Below are 25,203 nucleotides of genomic sequence, written 5' to 3' on the forward strand. Positions count from 1 at the left end.
TTCCCTCATTTTTATCGCTCTCTACGCAGGCATTCTATACCTGTCGGCACGACAATGATTTTATTAGTCCAACAATATTATGCCAACTACACCGACGCCAACTTTAACAGCAAAATCAGCACCGACGCTCCACTACTATCGTCACGGTTCTGGATATCGATCCGGCCCCCATGTTCTTCGATAATCTTTTTCACCATCGCCAGGCCCAGGCCGGTGCCCTTGGCCTTCGATGTCACATACGGTTCGAACGCATTGGCCAGGATTTTCGGTGCGAAACCGGGGCCATTGTCCGAGATTGAGAGGCGCACTGCAATACGTGTTCCGCCATCCGCGCTCTGGTAGATGATGCCCTCCGTGACCACGTCGATGCGCGGCTCGGCATCGGCCGGCGGATGCTCCTGCAGCGCGTCCTGCGCATTTTGCAGCAAGTTGTGGATTACCTGGCGCAATTGTGTGTCATCGCCCAGGATCATGGGCAGCGCGGGCGCCAGGCTGGCGTGCACAATGTCGTTGCCCTCGCCGCTCACGTACAGGTGCAGGATGTCTTCGATCAGCGAGTTCAGGTCAAGCGGCTGCAGTACGGCCGGCGGAGTGCGCGCGTAATCGCGGAAGTCGTCGACCATGCGTTTCATGGCCGAGACCTGGTTGACGATGGTGGTGGAGGCTCTGTTCAGCAATTCCACATCGGCACCCGCCAGCTTGGATTCAAGCTTCATCTGCAGGCGTTCGGCCGACAGCTGGATCGGCGTCAGCGGATTCTTGATTTCATGGGCCAGGCGGCGCGCCACTTCGCCCCAGGCGATCGAGCGCTGGGCCGAAATCACGTCGGTGATATCGTCGAACACGACGATATAGCCGGTGCCGGTTTCCAGCGGCAGGCGCGAGCCGCGCGTCAGCAGGATCTGTTCGCTGTCTTCCGGGCTGTCGGGCTTGCGCGGGATCTCGATCTGGCGCTGCCAGTGCAGGCGCGCCACGTTGCGTCCGGCCGCCGTCTGCGCGCTCTGGGTCGAGAAGGCGCTGATGATGGCGGAAGCGAATTCCTGCATGCCCTCCACCTCCGCCAGCGGCTGGCCGATCAGGGTCACGCCCGCGTGCTGCAGGATGCGTTCGACCGAATCGTTGCAGGTGACCAGGCGGAAGTCGGAATCGAGCACCATCACCCCGGCGGACATGTTTGCCAGCACCGATTCCAGGTGGGCCTTGGCGTTCTGCAGCGCGATCCGGTTGCGCTCCACGGCGCCGCGCGCGTCGGACAGCTGGCGCGTCATGGTGTTGAAGGATTGGGTCAGCGTACCCAGCTCATCCGAGCTGGCCACAATGGGGCGCGGCGACAGGTCGCCTTCGGCCACGGCGCGGGTGCCCTCGGCCAGCAGCAAGAGCGGCTGCGCCAGGTCGTTGGCGATCAGGAAGGCAGCCGCGATGGCGCCGAACACCGCCAGCAGCAGCGTCAGGGTCAGCGTTTCGATATACATCTTGCGCAGGCCGACGCGGGCCACGAAGCGCTCCTTGTATTCGGAGAAGGCGGTGCGCAGCATTTCGCCGTTGCTGGCCAGCTTCTGCGGCACCGCCTGGATGATCTGCAGATAGCGTGGAGCCAGGTGGGCGCCGGACGGCTGCACCGGGTCGGGAATGGCCATCAGCACGCGCAGGCGCAGCACGCTGTTGGCGTCGAGCGGCGCCGGCTGCGGGGCACCGATATGGTCGTCGCGCAGTTCGCCGCCGCCCTCGTAGGCGGCGTAGGATGGATCGTCCTTGGCCTTGGCCAGCATGACCGCGGAAGGCAGGTCGGCCGACAGGTTGATGCGGCGCTCGCCCATGGCGGACACGATCAGGCCGCCGTCCGCGTCGACGATGATGGCGCTCTGGGTGCCGGGGTGGCGGCGCACGAAGCGCGCCAGCGTGGCCGGGGCGGCGTAGAACGGGTCTTCCGCCAGCTGGCGCACGGTGCCGCGCGCCTGCGCTTCGAGCTCGGCCAGCGATTCATCCAGCGCCGAGCGGCCCAGGTCAAGGCCGGCGTCCAGCGCTTCCTCGACACGCACATTGAACCAGGAATCGATGGAGTGCGACACGAACTGCACCGACACCAGGAAGATCACCAGGCCGGGGAGCACGCCGATGGCGGCAAACAGCACCACCAGCCGCGTCATCAGGCGCGAGCCGAATTTGCCGCTCTTGTAGCGCGAATACAGGCGGAACAGGGAGACGCCGACCAGCAGCACCAGGGCCACGGCGACGGACGCATTCAGGCCGAGCAGCCAGCCGTAATAGCGGTCGAACAGGCCGGAGTTGTCGGAGGCCGATGCGAGCAGGAACAGCAATATGCTGCAGGCCGCGCCCGCGACGACAAACAAATACCTGAGGGCTGATCTCACTTACTCAGCCCTGTACTGGAAGGTTTTCTGTTTGGACGAGAGCCGCCACTCGCTGTTGTTGAAGGCATTGACCTGGATCGGCTTGGGCAGGAAATCTTTGTCCATGCCCATCTTCAGGGAGACGTTGTACGTTTCGCCCACCTTCAAGGCGCCGCGCGGCGCGACGACCCAGCGGGTAGGACGGCGAATGAAAAACAGCGCCTCTTCCAGCGTCTGGAAGGGCTGGGCCACGGAGCCGATGATCTTGACATGGTACTGGCGCGTCAGCACGTCGTACCACAATTTATGGGTGCGCCTGGCGGTGACGGCTTTTTCGTCGAACCAGTACCAGCGCGGGCGGGTAAAGCTGATTTCAGTGGTGAAGTGCAGGGAAACGCCCGATTGCACGGCGTCTTCCAGGCCGTGGCTCAATTCGAAGGCGTAGTCGGCACGCAGGCGATATCCCTCTTCCGCCGCCTCGATATAGGCGCGCGTGATCTCCACCGTCTCATCGGAGGCGTGGGCGGCGTGCGGCAACGCGCAGGCAAGCGTCAACAGCAACTGCCAGCAAAGGAGTCGAAAAAATCTTTGGATCACTTGCCTGGTGCTCGTTAAAAAGTCACGCATCTTTCCGGAACAATGCGTAGAACAAACCATCGTGATCCTGCTCGGCGCCGCCCAGGGGCAGCATCTGGCCGGGCGCATCGAGGCGGGTGGCGCGATTGCGCACCGCGAAAGCGGCCGCCTGCGCCTCGGACTCCTGCGGCCACAACGAACATGTCACGAACAGCAATTTACCATTGGGGGCGAGCATTTTCCAAAGGTTGTCGAGAATTTGCGACGAAAGTGTTGCAAGTTGACGGGTATCGCTCTTGCGGCGCAGCCAGCGGATATCCGGATGGCGGCGCACAATGCCGGAGGCGGTGCAAGGCACGTCGGCCAGAATGCGGTCGAACGGCTGACCGTCCCACCAGCCGTCCGCCTGGGCCTCGGCCGCCTGCAGCGTTGCCTGCAATTGCAGGCGCTCGAGGTTCTCCTGGACGCGCAGCAGGCGCTTCGGATCGGCATCCAATGCTGTCAAATTGACATCGGTCAGCTCGAGGATATGGCAAGTCTTGCCGCCGGGCGCGGCGCAAGCGTCCAGCACGCGCATGCCCGGCTGGACGTCCAGCAGCGGGGCAGCCAGCTGGGCGCCGGCATCCTGCACCGAGACCTCGCCTTCGGCGAAGCCAGGGATCTGCTGCACCGGCACCGGCCTGGCCAGGCGCACCGCGTATGCGCCGATGCGGACCGCTTCCATGCCAGCTTGCGCCAGGCGCGCCAGGTAGTCCGGCACATTCGTGCGGCGGCTGTTGACCCGCAGCGTCAGCGGCGGCGGCTCGTTGCCGGCCGCCAGCAGCTGCTCCCACTGTTTCGGGTAGGCGGTGATGACGGCGTCGATCCACCACTGCGGGTAGTTGTATTTGGCCTCCGGCTGCTGCATGGCTTCATCGAGCAACGCATCCTTCTCGCGCAGGAAGCGGCGCAGCAGGGCGTTGACCATGTTCTTGGCGCGTGCCGTGTCCGGGTGCGAGGCGGCGGCCGTCACGGCCTGGTCGACCACGGTAAAGGCTTCGTAGGGCGCCGGGCTGCCGTCGGCCGGGTGCATCAGCGGCAGGGCCACCGAGAGCAGGGCCTGGACCAGCGGCTCCGGCGCTTTGGGCGCCATCAGGCCGATCAGGATGTCGCTCAGGGCCAGCTGGCGCATGGCGCGGTAGCCGATGTCCTGGATCGCGCCGCGCGCCTGGGGGATGGCGTCGTTGGCGGCAAATACGGCCGCCAGCGCCTGCGGCAGGGCGGTACCGTGCTGCACTTGCACGGCAGCGGTGGCGGCGCCCAGGATGGCGAAAGCGAGAGAATCCTGCTTCAATTCGGACTGGAAATTGGTCTGTACGCGCGGTTTCAGGTCGCGGTGGTGGCTTTCGCGCATGGCTGGCTTGGCAGCAGCGCGCGGCGCCGGCGCCGGCGTATCCATGCCACGGGCGGCAGGCTTGCGGGCTGCCCATGGCGAGCCCGAGCCGGAACCGGAACCAGCACCCGCGCCGCCCGGCGCGCTGCCAACGCCGCGCTGGCCGCCATCCGCACGCGAATCGTTGCGGAATTCCGCGCCTTCGCGCTTGCCGAAGCCGCGCTGATCGCGGTCGCCGCGCCCTTCGCTGCGGCCCGCGCCGCGGTTGTCGCGCTCGGGACGCGGGCCGAAGCTGCGCTGGCCGCCTTCGCTGGCCGGGCGCGGTGCACTCGTGCGCGGGGCCGCTTCGCCACCGGATTGCCGAGCCGGGCGCGGACCGCCCGGGCGCGCCGCGCCATCCCCCTGCGCGCGCGGCGCCTTGGCCGCCGGCGCAGCCGGTTTCGCCTTGGGTTTGAGGGATAAGGTTGGGCGCTCTTTCTTAGTCATTGCAATCCTGTCATCGCGCCCGCCGGCCGGCGGAACGGCCCGTCAGGCCGTCTTCATCGCGGTAAATCTGTGAAAACCAAGATTGTACCCGGGATAGGCGGCCGAACCGCCTGTTTCCCCCGATTTACCCGTTCTTGCAAACAAGTATAATGTTCCTCTTTCAGACGTTTAGATAGAGGCAGGCCGAAACGGCCGCCCAGCCAACCACATGCTCGCCCAACAAAAGCAAGAGATCATTTCCCTGTTCCAGTCCGCCCTTGCGCCTATCCTGGAAGGTTCCGACGTTAAAGCCAACGTGGTGCTGGAGCGTCCGCGCGATGCCTCGCACGGCGACGTCGCCTGCAATATCGCCATGCAGCTGGCCAAGCAGCTGAAAATGAATCCGCGCGAGCTGGCGCAAAAGATCGTTGCCGCGCTGCTGGAAGCGCCTGCCGGCAAATCGCTGGTAGCTTCCGCCGAAATCGCCGGCCCGGGCTTCATCAATCTGCGCGTGAGCGACGCCGCCAAGCAGTCCGTGGTCAAGACCGTGCTGCAGCAGGGCGCCGCCTTCGGCCAGAGCGACTCGCTGGCGGGCAAGAACGTCATCATCGAATTCGTTTCGGCCAACCCGACCGGCCCGCTGCACGTGGGCCACGGCCGCCAGGCGGCCCTGGGCGACGCCCTGTCCGCCCTGTTCGAGGCGCAAGGCGCCAAGGTCGTTCGCGAGTTCTACTACAACGACGCCGGCGTGCAGATCCAGACCCTGGCCAACTCGGTCCAGTCCCGTGCCCGCGGCTTCAAGCCGGGCGACGCGGAGTGGCCTGAATCGGCCTACAACGGCGACTACATCGCCGACATCGCCGCCGATTTCCTGGCCAGGAAGACCGTCTCGGCCTCCGACGGCCAGCCGGTCACCGGCTCCGGCGATGTGGAAGACATCGACAATATCCGCGCCTTCGCGGTCACCTACCTGCGCAACGAGCAGGATATCGACCTGCAGGCCTTCGGCGTGAAGTTCGACAACTACTATCTGGAATCGTCGCTGTACTCCGACGGCAAGGTGGAAAAGGCCGTCGAGGCGCTGGTCGCCAACGGCCACACCTATGAAGAAGGCGGCGCGCTGTGGCTGCGCACCACCGACTACGGCGACGACAAGGACCGCGTGATGCGCAAGACCGACGGCGGCTACACCTATTTCGTGCCGGATGTCGCCTATCACATCGTCAAGTTCCAGCGCGGCTTCACCCAGGCCATCAACATCCAGGGTTCCGACCACCACGGCACGATCGCCCGCGTGCGCGCCGGCCTGCAGGCGGTCGGCATGGGCGTCCCGCAAGGCTTCCCTGACTACGTGCTGCACAAGATGGTCACCGTGATGAAGGACGGCGCCGAGGTGAAGATCTCCAAGCGCGCCGGTTCCTACGTCACCGTGCGCGACCTGATCGAATGGTCCGGCGGCGGCGATATCACCAAGGGCCGCGACGCGGTGCGCTTCTTCCTGATCTCGCGTAAAGCCGACACCGAATTCGTGTTCGACGTCGACGTGGCGCTGAAGACTTCCGACGAGAACCCGGTCTACTACGTGCAGTACGCCCACGCGCGTATCTGCCGCATGCTGGAAAACTGGGGCGGCGACGAGGCGTCCGTGGCCAACGTCGACCTGTCGCCGCTGACCGCGCCGACCGAGGCGACGTTGCTGGCCGCCCTGGCCCAGTATCCTGAAGTGCTGGCCCGCGCCCAGTCCGAACTGGGCCCGCACCAGGTGGCCTTCTATCTGCGCGATCTGGCTGCCGCCCTGCACTCCTTCTACTTCGCCGAAAAAGTGCTGGTGGAAGACGAGGCGACCAAGCTGGCCCGCTTGGCGCTGATGGTTGCCACCCGCCAGGTGCTGCGCAATGGCCTGGCACTGATCGGCGTATCCGCTCCTAACCAAATGTAAGGAACTCATGGCTTTTCGCTCCATTCGCTCTGTGCGCCAACAAGGCAACACCCTGGTTGGCATCGTCATCGGCCTGGTCATCGGCCTCGTCATCGCCGTCGTCGTGGCGCTGATGATCACCAAAGGCCAGACGCCGTTCACCGACAAGGTTCCGAAGAACGGCAAACCGACCGATGAAGCATCCGGCCAGATCGCCGATCCCAACAAGCCGATGTACGGCAACAAGGACGCCGTGAAAAAGGCCAACAGCGATTTCGAGCGCGATGCCGCCAAGCCGACAGCCGCGGACGAATTGCAGAAGGTGGTCGACAATATCCAGGCACAGGGCCGGGACAAGCCGGCACCGGCTCCCGCCGCGCCGGCGACCACGTCGCCGGCGGCGCCGCCACCGCTCAACAGCGCCGCGCCGCCAGCGCAGGCGGCGGCTCCGGCGCCTGCATTGCCGGGCGAAGACAAGTTCGTGTACTACCTGCAGGCCGGCGCATTCCGCGAAGCCGGCGACGCGGAAAACACGCGCGCCAAGCTGGCCCTGCTGGGCTTTGAGGCGTCCGTCTCCGAACGCGCCACCGACGCGGGCGTGCTGCACCGCGTGCGCATGGGGCCTTTCACCCAGGTGGAAGCGATGAACAAGGTGCGCGCCAAGCTGTCCGAAAACGGCATCGACGTCGCCGTCGTCCGCAACCAGAAATAAGGGAGTCAGTACGATGAAACTGATCAAGCAGATGCTGGCAGTTGCCTTGTTCGGCGCGGCCTTTGCCGCCGGCGCGTCGCCGGCAGCGCCGGTTGCCGGCACCGACTACGTGAAACTGTCCGAGCCCCAGCCTGTCGATACCGGCAAGAAGGTTGAAGTCATCGAATTCTTCGCCTACTACTGCCCGCATTGCTACGCGTTCGAGCCATCCCTGTCGGCCTGGGTCAAGAAACAAGGCGACAACATCGTCTACAAGCGCGTGCATGTGGGCCGCGGTCCGGCGGTGCTGCCGCAGCAGAAGCTGTTCTTCTCGCTCGAGGCCATGGGCCTGGTCGAGCAGTACCACCAGAAGGTGTTCGAGGCCATGCACGTGCAGAACAAGCCGCTGCGCAGCGATGCAGAAGTGCTCGGCTGGGCCGCCGGCGCGGGCATCGACAAAAGCAAGTTCGCGGAAACCTACACTGGCCTGGGCGTGGGCGCCAAGGTGCGCCGCACCGAGCGCATGATGGGCGACTACCGGGTCGACTACTGGCCGATGGTGGTTATCGACGGCAAGTACATGACTTCCCCGGCCGAAGCGAGCAGGAACATCAAACCGGCGCCGAACGAAGAGCAGATGCACGCCAACGCCCTGGCTGTGATGGACTACCTGGTGTCCAAAGCCAAGTCTGAAAAGAAGTAAGGCTTTGAAGCGCGTCTTTATTACCGGCGCTTCGAGCGGCATCGGCGCGGCGCTGGCGGCGCATTACGCCGCCCAGGGCTGCACCCTTGGCCTGCTGGGACGCCGCGCGGACGCGCTGCAAGCACTGGCCGCTTCCCTGCCCAATGCCGGCCGCCACCGCTGCTATGCGGCCGACGTGACCGACCATGCGGCACTGCGCGGCGCCGCCGAAGCGTTCCTCGGCCATGCCGGCGGCTGCGATATCGTCATCGCCAGCGCCGGCATTTCGCATGGCACCATCACCGAATTGCCGGAAGACCTGCCAGTGTTCGAGTCCATTATCGCCACCAACGTCACCGCCACGGTCGCCACCTTTGCGCCCTTCATCGCCGTCATGCGCGCGCAGGGCACGCCGGCGCGCCTGGTCGGCATCGGCAGCGTGGCCGGCGTGCGCGGACTGCCGGGCGGCAGCGCCTATAGCGCGTCCAAGGCGGCGGTGCGGGTGTACTGCGAGTCGCTGCGGGTGGAGCTGCGCGGCAGCGGCATCGAGGTGGTCACCATCGCGCCCGGCTACATCGATACGCCGATGACGCAGCAGAACAAGTATCCCATGCCCTTCCTGATGCAACCGGGCGCTTTTGCGGCCGCGGCGGCGCGCTGCATCGAGCGCGGCGCCAGCTACCGCGTCGTCCCTTGGCAGGCGGGCATGATCGCGCGCCTGCTGCGCATCCTGCCGGACTGGCTGTACGACCGGGCTTTCGCCAAGGCGCCGCACAAGGCGCGCAAGGGCGCCGCATGAACGCAACACCGCTCGCAGCAGCGGCGATCCACCGACTGGTCGCCGCCAGCGCTTCCCATGTCGCCATCGAGGTGGTGGACGAAACCGGCTCCACCAATGCCGACCTGCTGGCGCGCCTGCCGCTGGCCGGGCCGGTGCTGCGCGTGGCCGAACGCCAGACTGCGGGGCGTGGACGCGCCGGCCGCAGCTGGCTGTCCGCGCCGGGCGCTTCCCTGACGTTCTCCGTCGCCTGGCAATTCCACGCACCGCTGCAGCGCATGGTGGGTCTGCCGCTGGCGGTCGGCGTCGCCCTGGCGGAAACCGTGAACGGGCTGGGCGTACCGGTCCAGCTGAAATGGCCGAACGATCTGCTGAAGGATGGCGCCAAGCTGGCCGGCATCCTGGTCGAAACCCAGGCGGCGCCCGATGGCAGCATCTGGGCCGTTATCGGCTGCGGCATGAACCTGTTGATGCCCGACGAGATGGAAGCGGCCATCGGTCGCCCCGTCTCCTCCGCCCCATGGCTGGCGCAGATGGACCGCAACGCCCTGCTGGCCCAGCTGCTGAGCCGCCTGTGCGCCGTGCTCGATGCATTCGACGCCGCCGGCTTTGCCGCCTTCAGCGAGCGCTGGAATGCGCTGCAGGCCTGGCGCGGGCAGCCGGTGCGCCTGCTCGACCAGGGTGCCATCCAGCAGGAAGGCCTGGCCGCCGGCGTGGACGAGCAGGGCCGCCTGCTGCTCGATACGCCGTCCGGCCGGGTGGCCGTGCTGTCGGGCGATGTGTCGCTGAGGCTTGCGCCATGAGCTACGCGCTGCTGATCGATGCCGGCAACACCCGCATCAAATGGGCCCTCGCCGCGCCCGGCGCCGCCCTCGGCGACTGGCATGCCCAGGGCGCCCATCTGCATGCCGACGCGGCGGACTTCCCGGCCGCGCTGGACGCCGCCGCGCGCGGTATGCCCATCGGCCGGGTCCTGGCCGCCAATGTAGCGGGGCCGGCGGTCAAGGACATGCTGGCCGGCTGGCTGGCCGCGCCGCAGCTGGGCATCGATGCGCAAGGCGTTGAATGGTTCGCCTCCGTCGCGCAGCGCGCCGGCGTACGCAATGCCTACCGCAACCCGGCGCAGCTTGGCTGCGACAGGTTCGCCGCCGCCATCGGCGCGCACGCACTGGCGCCAGGCAAAGCCATCGTGGTGGCCAATTGCGGCACCGCGACCACCATCGACGCGATCACGGCGGACGGCACCTTCCTGGGCGGCATGATCCTGCCCGGCCTGGGCCTGATGGCGACCAGCCTGGCCCGGAATACCGCCCAGCTGCCACAGATCAAACCCGGCAAGCTGCCCGAGGGCTTCGCCGACAATACCGACGACGCCATCCTGACCGGCTGCCTGGCCGCGCAGGCCGGTGCGATTGAACGCGCATTTGCGCTGCACCGGGCCGCAGAGTGTATTATTTCCGGCGGCGCCGCGCCGTATGTCGCGCCCGCGGTCCCCGTGCCGCACCGCCATGTCGACAACATCGTAATGATAGGCCTGCACGCCGCCCTGCGCTGCGCCTGACCCGTATGGAGTACCCGTGCTGAAACTGATCTTCGTCCTGCTCCTGGCCGCCAATGCCGCGCTGTTCGCCTACGGTGCAGGCTACCTTGGCCAGTTCAGCGGCAATGAACACGAACCGGCGCGCCTGCAACAGCAGCACAACGCCGACAAATTGCAACTGATCAGCGCCAGCCAGGCGGAAAGCGCGGCGGCCGCCGTAGCGCCGCCGCCCCCGCCGGCGCCGGTACCGCGCGACGAACCGGCCGCCGTCGCCTGCCTGGAAGCCGGCAACTTCCCGCAGGCCGAGGCGCGCAAATTCGAGGACCGCCTGGCAGCGCTGCAGCTGGGCGACCGCCAGCAGCGCCGCAACCTGCCCGACCAGGAAATCTCCAGCTACATCGTGCACATTCCGCCGCAGGCCAGCCGCGCCGCCGCCGAAAAGAAAGCCGACGAGCTGCGCGAGCTGGGCATCACCAACTTCTTCATCCTGAATGAAAGCTCGCCCCTGAAATGGGGCATCTCGCTGGGCGTGTTCCGCAGCGAGGCGGCGGCCCAGTCGCAACTGGCAACGCTGCACAAGCAGGGCGTGCAGACCGCCCGCGTGGCGCCGCGCTACACCGGCAGCAAGCAGATGGTCTACCAGTTCCGCGACATCAGCGAGGACACCAAGGCGCGCATCGCCAAGATCGTCGCCAAATTCCCCGAGCAGGAAACCCGCGCCTGTTCTAGCGCTCGATAACGATAGGCTTCAGCTTGAAGCTCGAAGGCAGCGCCTTGCCTGCTGCCTGCGCATCTTCGCGGCTGGCGTAAGGACCGGCGAACAGGCGGTAGAACTTGCCCGCCTGTTCCATATCCAGTTTCAAGCCGGCGTCGCTGGCCTCCAGCCGCTTGCGCAAGCCGTCGGCGCCGTCGGCACGCGCGTAGGAACCTAGCTGCAGGTAGTAGCCCTGCGCCGTGGCGGCGGGGGCGGCGCCGCCTGCCGGCATGGCCTTGGCCTCTTCCTCGCCGCCGGACGATACCAGCATCGGCGCGGCCTTCGGCATCGCCTGGGGCTGCGGGGCGGCGGCCACCGGTGCCGGTGCGGCGCCGCGGGCGGCGGCCATGCGCTCGATTTCGGCCGGCAGCAGGTGTTCCACGTCCAGCTGGCTGGTGCCGTTGGCCAGCAGGCCAAGCTTCAGCGCCGCGGTATAGGAAACGTCGATGATGCGGCTGGAATGGAATGGCCCGCGGTCGTTGATGCGCACCACCACCGAATTGCCGTTGGCGACATTGGTCACCCGCGCATACGATGGAATCGGCAGCGTCGGATGCGCCGCCGTCATCTTGTACATATCGTAGATTTCGCCCGACGAGGTGCGCTGGCCATGGAATTTCTTGCCGTACCAGGTACCGATACCGCGCTGCTTGAATTCAGTGCCGGGCGCGATCGGCGTATAGGTCTTGCCGAACACGACGTAGGGACGGTTCGAGCGCGGCAGCAAAGGATCGATACGCACCTCGGCGTCCGGCGTTTCCAGCAGGCCGGCCGGCGGCTTTTCGCCCGGGCCGTCGTCCTGGTAATAGGCGCCGCGCCCGGAATTGGCCGGCGGCAGCACTGGAGTGGCCGGCTGCGGCTTGGCCGTCACCGGCGCAGGCGCGCGGCGCGCGGTGGAATCGGTCTGCGTCGTGCCGCAAGCGGCCAGCAGCGCGGCGGCCGCGAGCGGCAGGAGTCGATATGCGTGCTTCATGTTTGTACCAGCTTTCTATGTCGCTGGATCGACATCAGGATGCCCGATGCCAGACCCAGTGTCAGCAGCGCAGTGCCACCGTAGCTTATGAACGGCAGCGGCACGCCCACTACCGGAAGAATACCGCTCACCATGCCCATATTGACGAAGGCATAGGTGAAGAAAATCATCGTGATGGCGCCCGCCAGCAGGCGCGTGAACAGGTTCGGCGCGTTCGACGCGATCATCAGCCCGCGGCCGATCAGCAGCAGGTAGAAGAACATCAGGACCAGGTTGCCAACCAGGCCGAATTCCTCCGAATACACGGCGAAGATGAAGTCGGTGGTGCGCTCCGGGATGAATTCCAGGTGCGCCTGGGTGCCCAGGGTCCAGCCCTTGCCGGTGATGCCGCCGGAGCCGATCGCAATGGTCGACTGGATGATGTGGAAGCCCTTGCCCAGCGGGTCGGAAGTCGGGTCGATCAGGGTCATAATGCGTTCGCGCTGGTAGTCGTGCATCATCGACCAGGCGATCGGCAGGCAGGCCGCCCCCATCAGGACCAGGGCCAGGATGGCTTTCCACGCCAGGCCGGCCAGGAAGATCACGCAGGCGCCAGCCGCCACCACCAGCAGCGCCGTGCCCAAGTCGGGCTGGCGCGCGATCAGGAATACCGGCACCAGCAGCAGCAAGGCGCCCAGCGCATAGGCTTGCCAGCGCATGTGGCCATGGCGCTGCTGGAAATACCAGGCCAGCATCAGCGGCACCGCGATCTTGGCGAATTCGGAAGGCTGGATCTGGATGAAGCCCAGGTTCAGCCAGCGGCGCGCGCCCAGTTTGATGGTGCCAAACAGCGCCACCGCGATCAGCAGCGACACGGTCACCGCATAAGCGGGCAGCGCGATGCGCATCATGTTCTGCGGCGAGACGTTGGCCACGGCCCACATCACGAAGAAGGACATGGCGATATTGCGCAGCTGGTCCTCGATCTTGCCGGGGATGCCGATGCTGGCCGAGTACAAGGCCACCAGGCTGGTCGCCAGCAGAAGCACGATGACCAGCATCAGCGGGCCGTCGAATACGGTTAAATAGGGGCGCATGCGCCGCCAGATGGAACGCCGTTCATTGATTGGCATGCTCTCTCCTTACTCTTTCCTGCGCGGCGGGCCGACCGGCGCTTTCTGCTCGGTGGCCGGGGCCGGCGGCGGCGCCGGCTGATCGGCCTGCTGCTGGGCGGCCGCGCGGCGCTCGGCGGCGGCTTCCACATCCGCTTCCGGCAATTCTTCCACCGGCACGTTGACCGCGTCTTCCTTCGGCACCGGCGTGGTGTCCTTGCCGTCCGGGCGCTTGCCCAGCAGCCAGTAGTCCAGCACCTTGCGCGCGATCGGCGCCGCCTCGACGCCGCCGAAACCGGCATTTTCGACGATCAGGGCCAGCGCGATCTTCGGCTTGTCGGCCGGCGCGAACGCGGTGAACCAGGCGTTGTCGCGCAGGCGTTCGTCCAGCTTGGCCGCGTTGTACTTCTCGTTGGCCTTGATCGCCACCACCTGCGCCGTGCCGGTCTTGCCGCCGACGGTGTAGCCGGCGTTCAGGAAAGCGCGGTAGCCGGTGGCGCCCGGCTGCGTCGTCACGCCCACCATGGCGTCCTTGATGAAATCGATATTGGCCTGCTTGAGCGGGATGCGATAACTTTCCTTCGCCACGGTCAGGGTGCGCTGGCGGGTGCCGCCGTCTTCGATGATCTTGACCAGGTGCGGCTTCATCACCACGCCGTTGTTGGACAGGTTGGCCACCGCGTGCGCCACCTGCAGCGGGGTGTAGGAATTGTAGCCGGAGCCGTTGGAGACGGAAATCGTGTCGCCGCCCACCCACTTGCCGGCCGCCGGGTTTTTCCTGAAGCGGGCGCGCTTCCATTCCTGCGAAGGCAGCACCCCGGTCTTTTCGTTTTCCAGGTCGATGCCGGTCTTCTCGCCGAAACCGAACGGCTTCATGAAGTCGTGGATCAGGTCGATCCCCATGTCGCGGCCCAGGATGTAGTAGTAGGTATTGCAGGACAACACGATCGACTTGCGCATGTCGACCATGCCATGGCCGCCGGCCACGTCGTCGCGGAACTTGTGGTCGCCCAGGTAGAAGAAACCCGGATCGGCAATGGCCTGGCCGGTGGTGCGCTTGCCCGTCTCCAGCGCCGCCAGCGCCATGAAGGGCTTGAAGGTGGACCCGGGCGCGTAGGTGCCGGACAGCGGGCGGTTCATGAGCGGCTTGTCGAGCGAGGTATTGAGCTCGTTCCAGCTTTGCGCGTCGATGCCATCGACGAACAGGTTGGGGTCGTAGCCCGGACGCGACACATAGGCCAGCACGTCGCCGGTGCTCGGTTCGATCGCCACCAGGGCGCCGCGGCGCTGGCCGAAAGCTTCCTCCGCCACTTTCTGCAATTCGATGTCGATCGACAGGATCAGGTTGGAGCCCGGCGTGGCAGGGGTCCGCGACAGCGTGCGGATGGCGCGTCCGCCGGCCGTCTTTTCCACCTCCTCGTAGCCGGTGGTCCCGTGCAGCTGGCGCTCGTAGCTTTTTTCCAGCCCTTCCTTGCCCATATGCTCGGTGCCGTTGTAATTGGCCTCGTACTCGGTGCCCTCCAGGGCCTTGGCTTCGGCCTGGTTGATGCGGCCGATGTAACCGATCACGTGCGACGCCACCTCGCCCAACGGGTACTGGCGGAACAGGCGCGCCTGGATATCGACGCCGGCGAAGCGGAAACGGTTGGCGGCAAAGCGCGCCACCTCCTCGTCGGTCAGGCGGCTGCGCAGCGGAATGCTGGAGAAGCTTTTCGATTCCTCCATCAGCTTCTTGAAGCGGCGCCGGTCTTTCGGCGTCACTTCCACCAGCTTGGCCAGGCCGTCGATCACGTCGTCCACCGGCAGCACCAGCTTGGACGGTGTGATTTCCAGCGTAATGGCGGAATAATTGCGCGCCAGGACCACGCCGTTGCGGTCCAGGATCAGGCCGCGGCTCGGTACGATCGGCACCACCGCGATGCGGTTGTCCTCGGCCTTGGCGATGTAGTCGCTATGCTTGACCACCTGCAGCCAGATGAAGCGCGCCAGCAGCAGCGCGAAGCAGACGAACACCAGCCCGCCCAGTACGGTCAGCCGCACCCGGAAACGGTGCAAGTCCTGCTCTGTATTCTTGAACTCGGTCATGCTCAGATGGGGCGGGTATGGTCTTTATCCACCGCGCGGCGCTGCGGCGCCAGCAGCAGCATGGTGGCCAGCGGCCAAAGCAGGGCCGTGACCGCGCTTTCGATGAAATAGAACCAGCCGGGGAATTTGCCGGCCACGATGAAGCGCACCACCATTTGCACGATCTGCGCCAGCAGCAGCAGCGGCAGCACATGCAGGATCTGGGTCGTGACGCGGAACCACAGGATACGGCGGTGCAGCATGATGGCGAAATACGACAGCAGCGTATACGCCAGGGCGTTCTCGCCCAGCAGCGACGCGTCGTGCACGTCCATCAGCAGCCCGAGGAAGAAGGCGGTGCCGATGCCGACCTTGCGCGGCTGGTGCACGCCCCAGAACACCAGGGTCAGCGCCACGAAATCCGGCGCCGCGATAAAGCGGCCCCAGGGCAGCATATTCAGCAGCACGGCGCAGAGCAGGCTGAAGCCGATGAACAGCGGGCTGACCGGCAGCAGGATGTATTGTGGACGGTTCATCGGGCGACCTCCTTCGGAGCCTGGGCAGCCGCCGCGGTGGTATCGGCGGCGGCAGCGGCGGCGCTGTCCTTGCCCTTCTTCTTGGGCTTGACGGGCGGCTCCTCTTCCGGAGGGCGCGGCGGCAAGTCCGGCAGCGACATCAGGATCAGCAGCGCCGTATTGCGCTCGGTGCCGGCCAGCGGCGCGCAGATCACGCGGCCGAAGGCGCCGGCGGCATTGCTCTCCACTTGCACTACGCGCGCCACGGCCAGGCCGGCCGGATAAACGCCGTCGATGCCGGAGGTAATCAGGATATCGCCGACCACCACATCGGCTGTCGGCGCCATGAAGCGCAGGTCCAGGTTGCCCGATTGCCCGCGCCCGACCGCCACCGAACGTAGGCCGTTGCGCAGGATCTGCACGGGAATCGCCTGCTCCTTGTCGGTCAGCAGCGTCACTTCGGACGTGAACGGGAATACCCGCGTCACCTGCCCCACCACGCCCTGGTTGTCGATCACCGGCAAGCCCGCCGACACGCCATGCTGGGTGCCGCGGTTCAGGATCACCTTGCGCGTGAAGACGTCGCGCGCGTCGTACAGGATCTCGGCCAGCTGCGACTTGCCGGGCACGCGCTGCTGCGCGTCCAGCAGCTTGCGCAGCTGGTTGTTTTCGGCCTGGTAGAGCTGCGCCTGCTGCAGGGCCTGGGAAGCGGCGATCTGCTGCTGCTGCAAGGTGCTGACCTGCTTTTCCAGCTTCGACAGGGTGGAGAAATAATCGCCCATGCCGTAGATGGCATCGCGCGGCAGCAATGCGATCTTCTGCAGGGGATAGAGGACAAAGCCGACGCCCTGCCGTACTGTCGACAGCGCGTTGACGCGCGAATCGGCCAGCAGCAGCGCGATCGAGATGCACGCGAACACCATCATCTTGAAACGGGCGGACGCGCCTTGCTTGAACAGTGGCGGTGGACTGTATTCCATGGCTTCCAATTGATAAGGGCAGCTTGCGCTGCCCTTTTACTCAACCTTACTCGTAGGAGAAGATGGACCCCAGCTGGTCCATGCGCTCCAGCGCCAGGCCGGAGCCGCGCACCACGCAGGTCAGCGGATCTTCAGCCACCAGCACCGGCAGGCCGGTTTCTTCCATCAGCAGACGGTCCAGGTCGCGCAGCAGGGCGCCGCCGCCGGTCAGCATCATGCCTTTTTCTGCGATATCCGCGCCCAGTTCCGGCGGGGTCTGTTCCAGCGCGTTCTTCACGGCGGAAACGATGTTGTTCAGCGGGTCGGTCAGCGCTTCCAGGATCTCGTTGGACGAGATGGTGAAGGAGCGCGGGATGCCTTCCGACAGATTGCGGCCCTTGACTTCCATTTCCTTGACTTCGGAGCCAGGGAAGGCCGAGCCGATGGCCTTCTTGATGGCCTCGGCGGTCTGCTCGCCGATCAGCATGCCGTAGTTGCGGCGGATGTAGTTGACGATCGCCTCGTCGAACTTGTCGCCGCCCACGCGCACGGAACCCTTGTACACCATGCCGCCCAGCGAGATGATGCCCACTTCGGTGGTGCCGCCGCCGATGTCGACCACCATGGAACCGGTGGCGTCGGAGACCGGCAGGCCGGCGCCGATGGCCGCCGCCATCGGTTCTTCAATCAGGTACACCTGGGATGCGCCGGCGCCCAGCGCCGATTCGCGGATCGCGCGGCGTTCCACCTGGGTCGAGCCGCAAGGCACGCAAATGATGATGCGCGGCGACGGGCGGAAGAATTTCGAATCGTGCACCATGCGGATGAACTGCTTCAGCATCTGCTCGGTCACGGTGAAGTCGGCGATCACGCCGTCTTTCATCGGGCGGATCGCCTCGATATTGCCAGGCACTTTGCCCAGCATCTGCTTTGCTTCTTTACCAACTGCCTGGATGGTTTTCTTGCCGTTTGGACCACCTTCCTGGCGGATCGCCACCACCGAAGGCTCGTCCAGCACAATACCGGAACCGCGTACATAAATCAGGGTGTTCGCCGTACCCAGGTCGATGGCCAGGTCAGACGAAATATAGCGACGTAAAAAACCAAACATGAGTGTCCTGTAACGCGTTACCGCGCAAAATTCGTTATCTGAAATATCCGGTGGAATGCGTCCGGGCGGGTATTCAGCACCAGCAGCGCATTAACCCGCGATTGTACCTTATAATCTACAGCTTATTTGCCTTAAATCCACTCTATTGTGCGAGCGTGCAACCGTTGAATTATGCGGCGTTCGCCGCGATTTAACTGGTAAAAGGCAACCGATCCAATAAATTACATTTCTGACAATTCCATGTCCCTGACACTAACTGACGTTACCCGCATTGCCAATCTGGCGCAGCTGGAGATGGACCAGGCCCAGACCGCCGATATGCTAGACAAGCTGAATGGCATTTTTGCGCTGGCCGAGCAGATGAAAACCGTGGATACCGAGGGTGTCGCCCCGCTGTCCCACCCGCTGGCCAATGCCATGCAGGTCGCCCTGCGCCTGCGCGAAGACGCGGCCACCGAGCCGAATCGCCGCGAGGAATACCAGCAAGTGGCGCCGAAGACCGAAGATGGCCTGTATTTGGTGCCGAAAGTGATCGAATAAAACCGGGAAACTCGCAGTGAGGGACGGGGGCTGGACCTAGGGCCGGTCCCCGCCGGTTTACCGGTTTAAAAAGGAAAACGAATGCACACTAAAACAATCAAAGAGCTCTCCGAGCTCCTGCAAAAAAAGGAAGTCAGCGCCGTCCAGCTGGCCACCCACTTCCTCGACCGCATTGAAAAAAGCGACCTGAATGCCTTCCTGCACGTGGACCGCGCCCTGACGCTGGCCCAGGCGGAAGAAGCCGACAAGCGCATCGCCAACGGCACCGCCACGCCCCTGACCGGTGTGCCGATCGCGCACAAGGACATTTTCGTGACCAAGGGCTGGCGCTCGACCGCCGGCTCGAAAATGCTGGCCAACTACACCAGCCCCTTCGACGCCACCGTGGTGCGGAAGATGCTGGACGCCGGCATGGTCAACCTGGGCAAGCTGAATTGCGACGAATTCGCCATGGGTTCCTCGAATGAGAACTCGGCCTTCGGCGCCGTGAAAAACCCGTGGGACAAGTCGGCCGTACCGGGCGGCTCCTCCGGCGGCTCGGCCGCCGCCGTCGCCGCGCGCCTGGCGCCGGGCGTGACCGGCACCGATACCGGCGGCTCGATCCGCCAGCCGGCATCGTTCTGCGGCATCACCGGCATCAAGCCGACCTACGGCCGCGCCTCGCGCTTCGGCATGATCGCCTTCGCCTCCTCGCTGGACCAGGCAGGCCCGATGGCGCAGACCGCGGAAGACTGCGCCCTGCTGCTGTCGGCCATCACCGGCTTCGACGAACGCGATTCGACCAGCCTGACCGTTGAACAAGGCAACGCCGCGGAAGACTTCACCCGCGACCTGAACCAGCCGCTGACCGGCCTGCGCATCGGCGTGCCGAAGGAATACTTCGGCGAAGGCCTGGCGGTCGACGTGGAAAAAGCCGTGCGCGCCGCGCTGGCCAAGTTCGTGGAACTGGGCGCCACCCTGGTCGACATCTCGCTGCCGAACACCGCACTGTCGATCCCGGCCTACTACATGATCGCCCCGGCGGAAGCCTCGTCCAACCTGTCGCGCTTCGACGGCGTGCGCTACGGCCACCGCGCCGAGGGCTACAAGGATCTGCAGGACATGTACAAGAAGAGCCGCGCCCAGGGCTTCGGCCCGGAAGTGCAGCGCCGCATCATGGTCGGCACCTACATCCTGTGCCACGGCTACTATGACGCCTACTACCTGAAAGCGCAGAAGATCCGCCGCAAGATCACGCAGGACTTCGCCAATGTGCTGGGCAGCCAATGCGACGTGATCATGGGCCCGGTGGCCCCGACCGTGGCCTGGGACCTGGGTTCGAAGTCGGACGATCCGGTAGCGAACTACCTGGCCGACATCTTCACCCTGTCCACCAGCCTGGCCGGCCTGCCTGGCATGTCCATTCCTTGCGGTTTCGGCGAAGGCGAGAAGAACGCCAACCGCCCGGTAGGCCTGCAAATCATCGGCAACTACTTCGCTGAAGCGAAGCTGCTGAATGTAGCCCACCAGTTCCAGCAAGCCACCGATTGGCATAAACGCGCTCCGGCCGCGATTTAATTCCAGGGGTCAGCTCTGGCAAACGGATATCTCGCGCAGCGAAATGTTCGTTTGTCAGACCTGACACCTCTGACGAAAGAGAGAAGAATATGGAATGGGAAGTCGTTATCGGTATTGAGAACCACGTACAGCTCACCACCGACTCCAAAATTTTCAGCGGTTCGCCGACCAAGTTCGGCGCCGAACCAAACACCCAGGCCAGCCCGGTCGACCTGGCGCTGCCAGGCGTGCTGCCGGTCATGAACAAGGCCGCCGTTGAGCGCGCGATCCGCTTCGGCCTGGCCGTGGGCGCGAAAGTCGCCCCGCAGTCGATCTTCGCCCGCAAGAACTACTTCTACCCCGACCTGCCGAAGGGCTACCAGATCTCGCAGTTCGAAGACCCGGTGGTGCAAGGCGGCCAGCTGACCTTCGGCTACGAGAAGGACGGCAAGTTCGTCACCAAAACCGTCAACCTGACCCGCGCCCACCTCGAGGAAGACGCCGGCAAGTCGCTGCACGAGGATTACCACGGCATGTCGGGCATCGACCTGAACCGCGCCGGCACGCCGCTGCTGGAAATCGTGTCCGAGCCTGAAATGCGCAGCGCCGCCGAAGCCGTGGCTTACTGCAAGGCCTTGCACGGCCTGGTGATGTGGCTGGGTATTTGCGACGGCAATATGCAGGAAGGCTCCTTCCGCTGCGATATCAACGTATCCGTGCGCCCGAAAGGCCAGAAGGAATTCGGCACCCGCTGCGAACTGAAGAACCTGAACTCCTTCCGCTTTATCGAAGAAGCTGTGCACGTTGAAGTGGCCCGCCAGATCGAGCTGATCGAAGACGGCAAAGCGGTGGTGCAAGCGACCCGCCTGTACGATCCGGACAAGAAGGAAACGCGCGAAATGCGCTCGAAGGAAGATGCGCAGGATTACCGCTATTTCCCGGACCCCGACCTGCCGCCGCTGACCATCGGCCAGGATTGGATCGAGCGCGTGAAGGCCGGCATGCCTGAACTGCCGGCTGTCATGCGCGATCGCTTCATCAACGAATACAAGCTGCCGGAATATGATGCGCTGATCCTGACGTCGTCCAAGGGCATGGCGCTGTACTTTGAAGCCGTTGTCGCCGCCGCAGGCCTGGAAAACGCCAAGGCTGCCGCCAACTGGCTGATGGGCGATGTGTCGTCGACGCTGAATCGCGAAGGGGTGGAAATCGCCGCCGCGCCTGTACTGCCTGTGCAGCTGGCCGGCATGCTGAAGCGCATCGCCGACGGCACGATCTCCAACAAGATCGCCAAGGAAGTATTCGGCGCGATGTGGGAAGCCAAGTCGGAAGACCCGAATCTGGTCGATGTGATCATTGAACAGAAAGGCCTGAAGCAGATTTCCGACACCGGCGCGCTGGAAGCGATCGTCAACGAAGTGATCGCCAACAACGAGAAGTCCGTTGAGCAGTACCGTGCCGGCAAGGAAGCGGCCATCAACGCCCTGATCGGCCAGGCGATGAAAGCCTCGAAAGGCAAGGCCAACCCGGCCCAGCTGACCGAGCTGCTGAAACAGAAGCTGGCTTCCTAAAACCGTTAACCGGGGTCAGACCCGAAGGGTTGCGGTTGTGCGCTGTTGATCTTCGCAGAAAGTCAAAGACCTTGCCCCTCCCCGGGGCAGCCAGATCATACGGGGTCAGGCACTTGTGCCTGACCCTGGTTTACCGGGTTGGCCAGCCGCCCGCACATCCACCGCAAAATATCCGCAAAAATCTCCTCGCGGTTCACTTCATTGAAATTCTCGTGATAGTTCTCATGCTGCACATGGCATTCCAGCAGCTTGGGATCGACCGTCGCCAGCAGGCTCAAAGTCGCCTTCGCATCGGCCAGCTTGTCATGCCCCGCCACCACCGCGTATAAAGGCCAGCGCCAGGTCGGCATCTTCTCGGCCAGCCCCTTTTGCGCGCCCTGCAGCGCCACGCCGAAACGCACCGTGCACTCGCGCGCCCGTACGTCATCCGCCTCATCGCGGTGATGGCGCGCCGTGATCGCCGGATCGTGCGTCAGCAAATCCGTCAGCGACGCCATCGGCACCTTCATGGTCGGCGCCAGCGCAGCCAGCACACCGGACAACTTCTCCAGCACCACCGGCACCTTGATCGCATTCACGTAATACGGCGACGAGAGCACAAACCCCTTCACCAGCGGATCGCGTTCCAGGCATTCCAACCCGAAGCGGGTCGCGATCAGCGCCCCCATCGAATGGCCCATGATGAACACCGGCACGCCGGGATAGTGCTGCTTGATCCAATGCAGGAACAGCTCCACCTCCTCGACAAAGATGGCGAAATCCGGAATATCGACGCGGCGCGCATTCTCGTGCCCGCACAAATCGAACGCCACCGTCGCAAAGCGGTGCTGCTTGAAATACAGCGCAGGCGTCACATAGTCGCCTGCATGCGCCATACCGCCGTGGATCGCCAGCAGCACGCCAGCCGCGGGCTTTTCCGGTTCCCAGATATGGATCTTGCGTTCAGCGCCGTTGCGGCCCTTGAAAGTAGCAAAGCGGTCTTCGGAGAATCGGTTCATGCGTTCAGGAGGAAATGCTCAGCGCAATGCCCATCTCCAGCAACAGCGTGAGGTCGGCCAGCGTGAAATCGAGGGTGGTGGATGCGCCCTGGTCGGGCGCGGCGGAAACGAAGGCGATGCGCAACTCCGCCTGGATCGGCGCGACATCGAAGCTGATGCCGCGCGCCTGGCATTCGTGCAGGTAGGCGCGCACCTGGCGCATCAAGGCGTCGGGGTTGGGATCGGTTCCCAGCGTTGCGTAAAAGCCGTGGTCAAGCCGGGTGCGTCCGGTCGGGCTGGTATCGCCCTTCTTCCAGTCGCTATCGGGCTCGCTGGGGAGCCCATCCCGCACATCCGTGACCGCGGCTTCGTCGCCGTACGCCTTGAGCGTTGCGATGTTCATTACTTTCCTCGTTTTAATGTTGTAAGGAAGCAATCACAGTCTAGCACAACGCCCGGCGGGCGCCAGCACGGCTTATTCGACGCCGTACTTGCTGCGGTAAGCGGCTACCGCATCCTTGTGCTGTGCAAGCGACGGGTCGGCGGACAGGTAGGTAAACAGGTCGGACAGGTTGCCGATCGAGATCACCGGGATGCCGTAGTTCTTGCTGACTTCCTGCACCGCCGACAGTTCGGACATCTGCCCATCCTTGCCGCCGCGCTCCATGCGGTCCAGCGCGATCAGCACCGCGCATGGCTCAGCGCCGGCCTTGCGGATCATTTCCACGGATTCGCGCACCGAGGTGCCGGCCGAGATCACATCGTCAATAATGACAACTTTGCCAGATAGTTTGGCTCCCACCAGGGTGCCGCCTTCGCCATGGTCCTTGGCTTCCTTGCGGTTGTAGGCGAAGGAGGTGTTGCGGCCTTTGCCGGCCAGCGCCATCGAGGTCGCCGAGGCCAGGGTGATGCCCTTGTAGGCAGGGCCGAACAGCATATCGAATTCGACGCCGGAGTCCAGCAAGGTCTGGGCGTAGAAGTCGGCCAGCTTAGCCAGGGTCGCGCCGTCATGGAACAACCCGGCGTTGAAGAAATAGGGCGATTGCCGCCCTGCTTTGGTCGTAAACTCGCCGAATTTCAGCACTCCCGCCTGTACGGAAAACGCGATAAACTCTTGCCTCAAATTGCTCATAGTGCACCCATCTTTGTTCAAAGTGCCGATATTTTAACCGGAACCTCCATGCCAAAAATCATTTCCGCAAACCTGAACGGTATCCGCTCCGCCGCCAAGAAGGGCTTTTTCAACTGGATGGGCACGATCGACGCCGACATCATCTGCGTGCAGGAATTGAAGGCGCAGGCGCCCGATATGACCGAGGAATTCCTCAACCCGCACGGCTACCATGGCCATTTCCACTACGCGGAAAAGAAGGGCTATTCCGGCACTGGCATTTACAGCAAGACCGCGCCTGACCGCGTCGAGATCGGCTTCGGCAGCGAAGAATTCGACGCCGAAGGCCGCTACGTGCGCGCCGACTTTGGCAACCTGACCGTGATTTCCGTGTACTGCCCTTCCGGCTCCTCGTCCGAAGAGCGCCAGCTGGCCAAGTTCCGCTTCATGGAGCTGTTCCTGCCGCACCTGCAGCAGCTGCGCGCCGAAGGCCGCGAGTTCGTGATCTGCGGCGACTGGAACATCGCCCACAAGGAAATCGACCTGAAAAACTGGAAGGGCAACCTGAAGAACTCCGGCTTCCTGCCGGAAGAACGGGCCTGGATGACCAAGCTGTTCGACGAAGTGGGCTACGTCGACGTGCACCGCGGCCTCGACCCGCGTCCAGAGCAGTACACCTGGTGGTCCAACCGCGGCCAGGCTTACGCGAAAAACGTGGGCTGGCGCATCGACTACCACGTCGCCACCCCGGGCATCGCCTCCAAGGCCCATGCCGTGTCGGTCTACAAGGACGTGAAGTTCTCCGACCACGCACCTTTGATCATCGAGTACCACGGCTGATCGCATGCAAAAGATCGCGACCCGGCACGACGGCATCGATTGGCCGCAACAATGCGCCGTGTGTAACGGCAAGGCCAATCGCCGGCTTGCCGTGGACATGTCGGCAGTGAGCGGTATTGCCGTTGGCGCTCCCCACGCAAAAATTCAAAGCACGGTCACGCGGATATGGCATCCCATCTGCCAACGGCATTACTGGCGCACGTGGATCGCAAGCGGACTTTCGCAACGCAGCCTGGTGACATTAGGCCTTGGCATCATCGCAGTATGTGCGCTGCTGTCGGCGGCGGGGCAGGTTGCGGACCTCCCCTTTGACGCTGGTCTTGTTGCTGCGTTGGAAAACCTGGGCTGGGGCACAGCACTCTGCATGGGCTACGGCGTCTTGTTCTGGCTCGGCCTTTTCTGGGCCAAACGAAACACACCGGTCAAGATTATCGGAGCCAGCCTGGAAGGCGTGCTTTTCCTGTTTTCCAATAACGAGTACGCGCAGCGCTTCTCTGAGTTGAACCGGCGCCAGATTGGCGCCAGCCTTGCCTGGCTAAAGGATGAGAAGAATCGGGTCGCAGAACAGGGCGATCTTGCGTGCCAATCGGGTCTGCCAAAATCCGTCAATCCATATCGCGCCCCTAACACCGCGCAGCCTCATTTTGAGCTTGCGGCCTATTGGGACCGTGGTTTCGCCGTGGCGGAACAGCGGCTAAAAACTGCAGGAAAATCTTAACTTTCGCGTTCGTTGGCGGTTTGCGAGCAGCCCCGCAAGCGCGCCTCCCTACTTCCCGCGCGAGCCGGGG

At 64.3% G+C, this 25,203-nt stretch carries 24 protein-coding genes; 12 read left to right on the forward strand and 12 right to left on the reverse strand.

Features of this window, described 5'->3' with window-relative positions; all coding sequences use genetic code 11:
• Nucleotides 1–86: 86 nt before the first annotated feature.
• The 3 genes from H597_RS0111920 to rsmB form a co-directional block, all read right to left on the reverse strand.
• Nucleotides 87–2,372, reverse strand: coding sequence for a sensor histidine kinase (locus H597_RS0111920; protein WP_028102349.1), 2,286 nt, complete (start codon nucleotides 2,370–2,372; stop codon nucleotides 87–89).
• Nucleotides 2,373–2,906 carry a DUF4390 domain-containing protein gene (locus H597_RS0111925; protein WP_035373943.1) on the reverse strand — a complete coding sequence of 178 codons (534 nt, stop codon included), beginning with the start codon at nucleotides 2,904–2,906 and terminating at the stop codon, nucleotides 2,373–2,375.
• A 64-nt stretch (nucleotides 2,907–2,970) separates the two neighbouring features.
• Nucleotides 2,971–4,320 (reverse strand): 16S rRNA (cytosine(967)-C(5))-methyltransferase RsmB, encoded by a 1,350-nt coding sequence (gene rsmB, locus H597_RS0111930; RefSeq protein ID WP_051293727.1) that lies wholly within the window; start codon nucleotides 4,318–4,320, stop codon nucleotides 2,971–2,973.
• A gap of 673 nt (nucleotides 4,321–4,993) precedes the next feature.
• Between rsmB and argS the strand changes: the two genes are divergently transcribed.
• Genes argS through H597_RS0111965 form a run of 7 tightly spaced genes read left to right on the forward strand, consistent with a single transcriptional unit; the run spans nucleotide 4,994 to nucleotide 11,112 of the window.
• On the forward strand, nucleotides 4,994–6,703 hold the full coding sequence (gene argS / locus H597_RS0111935; protein ID WP_028102352.1) for an arginine--tRNA ligase: 1,710 nt from the start codon (nucleotides 4,994–4,996) through the stop codon (nucleotides 6,701–6,703).
• 7 nt (nucleotides 6,704–6,710) lie between these two features.
• Complete coding sequence (locus H597_RS0111940; protein WP_028102353.1) at nucleotides 6,711–7,394, forward strand: SPOR domain-containing protein; 684 nt, start codon at nucleotides 6,711–6,713, stop codon at nucleotides 7,392–7,394.
• A gap of 13 nt (nucleotides 7,395–7,407) precedes the next feature.
• Entirely contained in the window at nucleotides 7,408–8,076 is a 669-nt protein-coding gene (locus tag H597_RS0111945) for a thiol:disulfide interchange protein DsbA/DsbL (protein ID WP_028102354.1), read from the forward strand.
• A gap of 4 nt (nucleotides 8,077–8,080) precedes the next feature.
• The gene (locus H597_RS0111950; protein WP_035373945.1) at nucleotides 8,081–8,854 is read left to right on the forward strand and encodes an SDR family oxidoreductase; all 774 of its coding nucleotides are present in this window, start codon (nucleotides 8,081–8,083) and stop codon (nucleotides 8,852–8,854) included.
• Nucleotides 8,851–9,636, forward strand: a complete 786-nt coding sequence (locus H597_RS0111955; RefSeq protein ID WP_028102356.1) for a biotin--[acetyl-CoA-carboxylase] ligase — start codon at nucleotides 8,851–8,853, stop codon at nucleotides 9,634–9,636. Before H597_RS0111950 ends, H597_RS0111955 begins: the two co-directional genes overlap by 4 nt.
• Nucleotides 9,633–10,394 carry a type III pantothenate kinase gene (locus H597_RS0111960; RefSeq protein WP_028102357.1) on the forward strand — a complete coding sequence of 254 codons (762 nt, stop codon included), beginning with the start codon at nucleotides 9,633–9,635 and terminating at the stop codon, nucleotides 10,392–10,394. Before H597_RS0111955 ends, H597_RS0111960 begins: the two co-directional genes overlap by 4 nt.
• Before the next feature lie 16 nt (nucleotides 10,395–10,410).
• A complete protein-coding gene (locus H597_RS0111965) occupies nucleotides 10,411–11,112 on the forward strand; it encodes an SPOR domain-containing protein (RefSeq protein WP_028102358.1) in 702 nt (233 codons plus the stop codon).
• Here H597_RS0111965 and H597_RS0111970 read toward each other — a convergent pair.
• From H597_RS0111970 to H597_RS0111995, 6 genes are read right to left on the reverse strand one after another with little or no spacing between them, the layout of a single operon-like run.
• A complete protein-coding gene (locus H597_RS0111970; protein ID WP_028102359.1) occupies nucleotides 11,099–12,100 on the reverse strand; it encodes a septal ring lytic transglycosylase RlpA family protein in 1,002 nt (333 codons plus the stop codon). The genes H597_RS0111965 and H597_RS0111970 overlap by 14 nt on opposite strands.
• Nucleotides 12,097–13,212 (reverse strand): rod shape-determining protein RodA, encoded by a 1,116-nt coding sequence (gene rodA / locus H597_RS0111975; RefSeq protein ID WP_028102360.1) that lies wholly within the window; start codon nucleotides 13,210–13,212, stop codon nucleotides 12,097–12,099. Before rodA ends, H597_RS0111970 begins: the two co-directional genes overlap by 4 nt.
• Nucleotides 13,213–13,221: 9 nt before the next feature.
• Nucleotides 13,222–15,276, reverse strand: coding sequence for a penicillin-binding protein 2 (mrdA, locus tag H597_RS0111980; RefSeq protein ID WP_028102361.1), 2,055 nt, complete (start codon nucleotides 15,274–15,276; stop codon nucleotides 13,222–13,224).
• 2 nt (nucleotides 15,277–15,278) lie between these two features.
• On the reverse strand, nucleotides 15,279–15,791 hold the full coding sequence (mreD, locus tag H597_RS0111985; RefSeq protein ID WP_028102362.1) for a rod shape-determining protein MreD: 513 nt from the start codon (nucleotides 15,789–15,791) through the stop codon (nucleotides 15,279–15,281).
• On the reverse strand, nucleotides 15,788–16,750 hold the full coding sequence (gene mreC / locus H597_RS30630; RefSeq protein ID WP_083941062.1) for a rod shape-determining protein MreC: 963 nt from the start codon (nucleotides 16,748–16,750) through the stop codon (nucleotides 15,788–15,790). The genes mreD and mreC overlap by 4 nt, the downstream gene beginning before the upstream one ends.
• Nucleotides 16,751–16,796: 46 nt before the next feature.
• The gene (locus H597_RS0111995; protein WP_028102363.1) at nucleotides 16,797–17,840 is read right to left on the reverse strand and encodes a rod shape-determining protein; all 1,044 of its coding nucleotides are present in this window, start codon (nucleotides 17,838–17,840) and stop codon (nucleotides 16,797–16,799) included.
• Between the two features lie 240 nt (nucleotides 17,841–18,080).
• Here H597_RS0111995 and gatC point away from each other — a divergent pair, with 240 nt between their 5' ends.
• The 3 genes from gatC to gatB all read left to right on the forward strand — a co-directional run bounded on the left by gatC (nucleotide 18,081) and on the right by gatB (nucleotide 21,487).
• On the forward strand, nucleotides 18,081–18,380 hold the full coding sequence (gatC, locus tag H597_RS0112000) for an Asp-tRNA(Asn)/Glu-tRNA(Gln) amidotransferase subunit GatC (protein WP_028102364.1): 300 nt from the start codon (nucleotides 18,081–18,083) through the stop codon (nucleotides 18,378–18,380).
• An 81-nt stretch (nucleotides 18,381–18,461) separates the two neighbouring features.
• The gene (gene gatA, locus H597_RS0112005) at nucleotides 18,462–19,937 is read left to right on the forward strand and encodes an Asp-tRNA(Asn)/Glu-tRNA(Gln) amidotransferase subunit GatA (RefSeq protein ID WP_028102365.1); all 1,476 of its coding nucleotides are present in this window, start codon (nucleotides 18,462–18,464) and stop codon (nucleotides 19,935–19,937) included.
• An 89-nt stretch (nucleotides 19,938–20,026) separates the two neighbouring features.
• Nucleotides 20,027–21,487 carry an Asp-tRNA(Asn)/Glu-tRNA(Gln) amidotransferase subunit GatB gene (gatB, locus tag H597_RS0112010; protein WP_028102366.1) on the forward strand — a complete coding sequence of 487 codons (1,461 nt, stop codon included), beginning with the start codon at nucleotides 20,027–20,029 and terminating at the stop codon, nucleotides 21,485–21,487.
• A gap of 95 nt (nucleotides 21,488–21,582) precedes the next feature.
• On the opposite strand, the gene H597_RS30635 is transcribed toward gatB, so the two are convergent.
• The 3 genes from H597_RS30635 to pyrE form a co-directional block, all read right to left on the reverse strand.
• A complete protein-coding gene (locus H597_RS30635) occupies nucleotides 21,583–22,485 on the reverse strand; it encodes an alpha/beta fold hydrolase (RefSeq protein ID WP_051293720.1) in 903 nt (300 codons plus the stop codon).
• A gap of 4 nt (nucleotides 22,486–22,489) precedes the next feature.
• Nucleotides 22,490–22,867 (reverse strand): hypothetical protein, encoded by a 378-nt coding sequence (locus H597_RS0112020; protein ID WP_028102367.1) that lies wholly within the window; start codon nucleotides 22,865–22,867, stop codon nucleotides 22,490–22,492.
• Between the two features lie 72 nt (nucleotides 22,868–22,939).
• Nucleotides 22,940–23,596, reverse strand: a complete 657-nt coding sequence (pyrE, locus tag H597_RS0112025; RefSeq protein ID WP_028102368.1) for an orotate phosphoribosyltransferase — start codon at nucleotides 23,594–23,596, stop codon at nucleotides 22,940–22,942.
• A 48-nt stretch (nucleotides 23,597–23,644) separates the two neighbouring features.
• Here pyrE and H597_RS0112030 point away from each other — a divergent pair, with 48 nt between their 5' ends.
• Nucleotides 23,645–24,415, forward strand: a complete 771-nt coding sequence (locus tag H597_RS0112030; RefSeq protein ID WP_028102369.1) for an exodeoxyribonuclease III — start codon at nucleotides 23,645–23,647, stop codon at nucleotides 24,413–24,415.
• A 4-nt stretch (nucleotides 24,416–24,419) separates the two neighbouring features.
• Entirely contained in the window at nucleotides 24,420–25,133 is a 714-nt protein-coding gene (locus tag H597_RS0112035) for a hypothetical protein (protein ID WP_028102370.1), read from the forward strand.
• Nucleotides 25,134–25,203: the final 70 nt, after the last annotated feature.

Source organism: Pseudoduganella violaceinigra DSM 15887, assembly GCF_000425385.1.
Lineage (GTDB): Bacteria > Pseudomonadota > Gammaproteobacteria > Burkholderiales > Burkholderiaceae_D > Rugamonas > Rugamonas violaceinigra.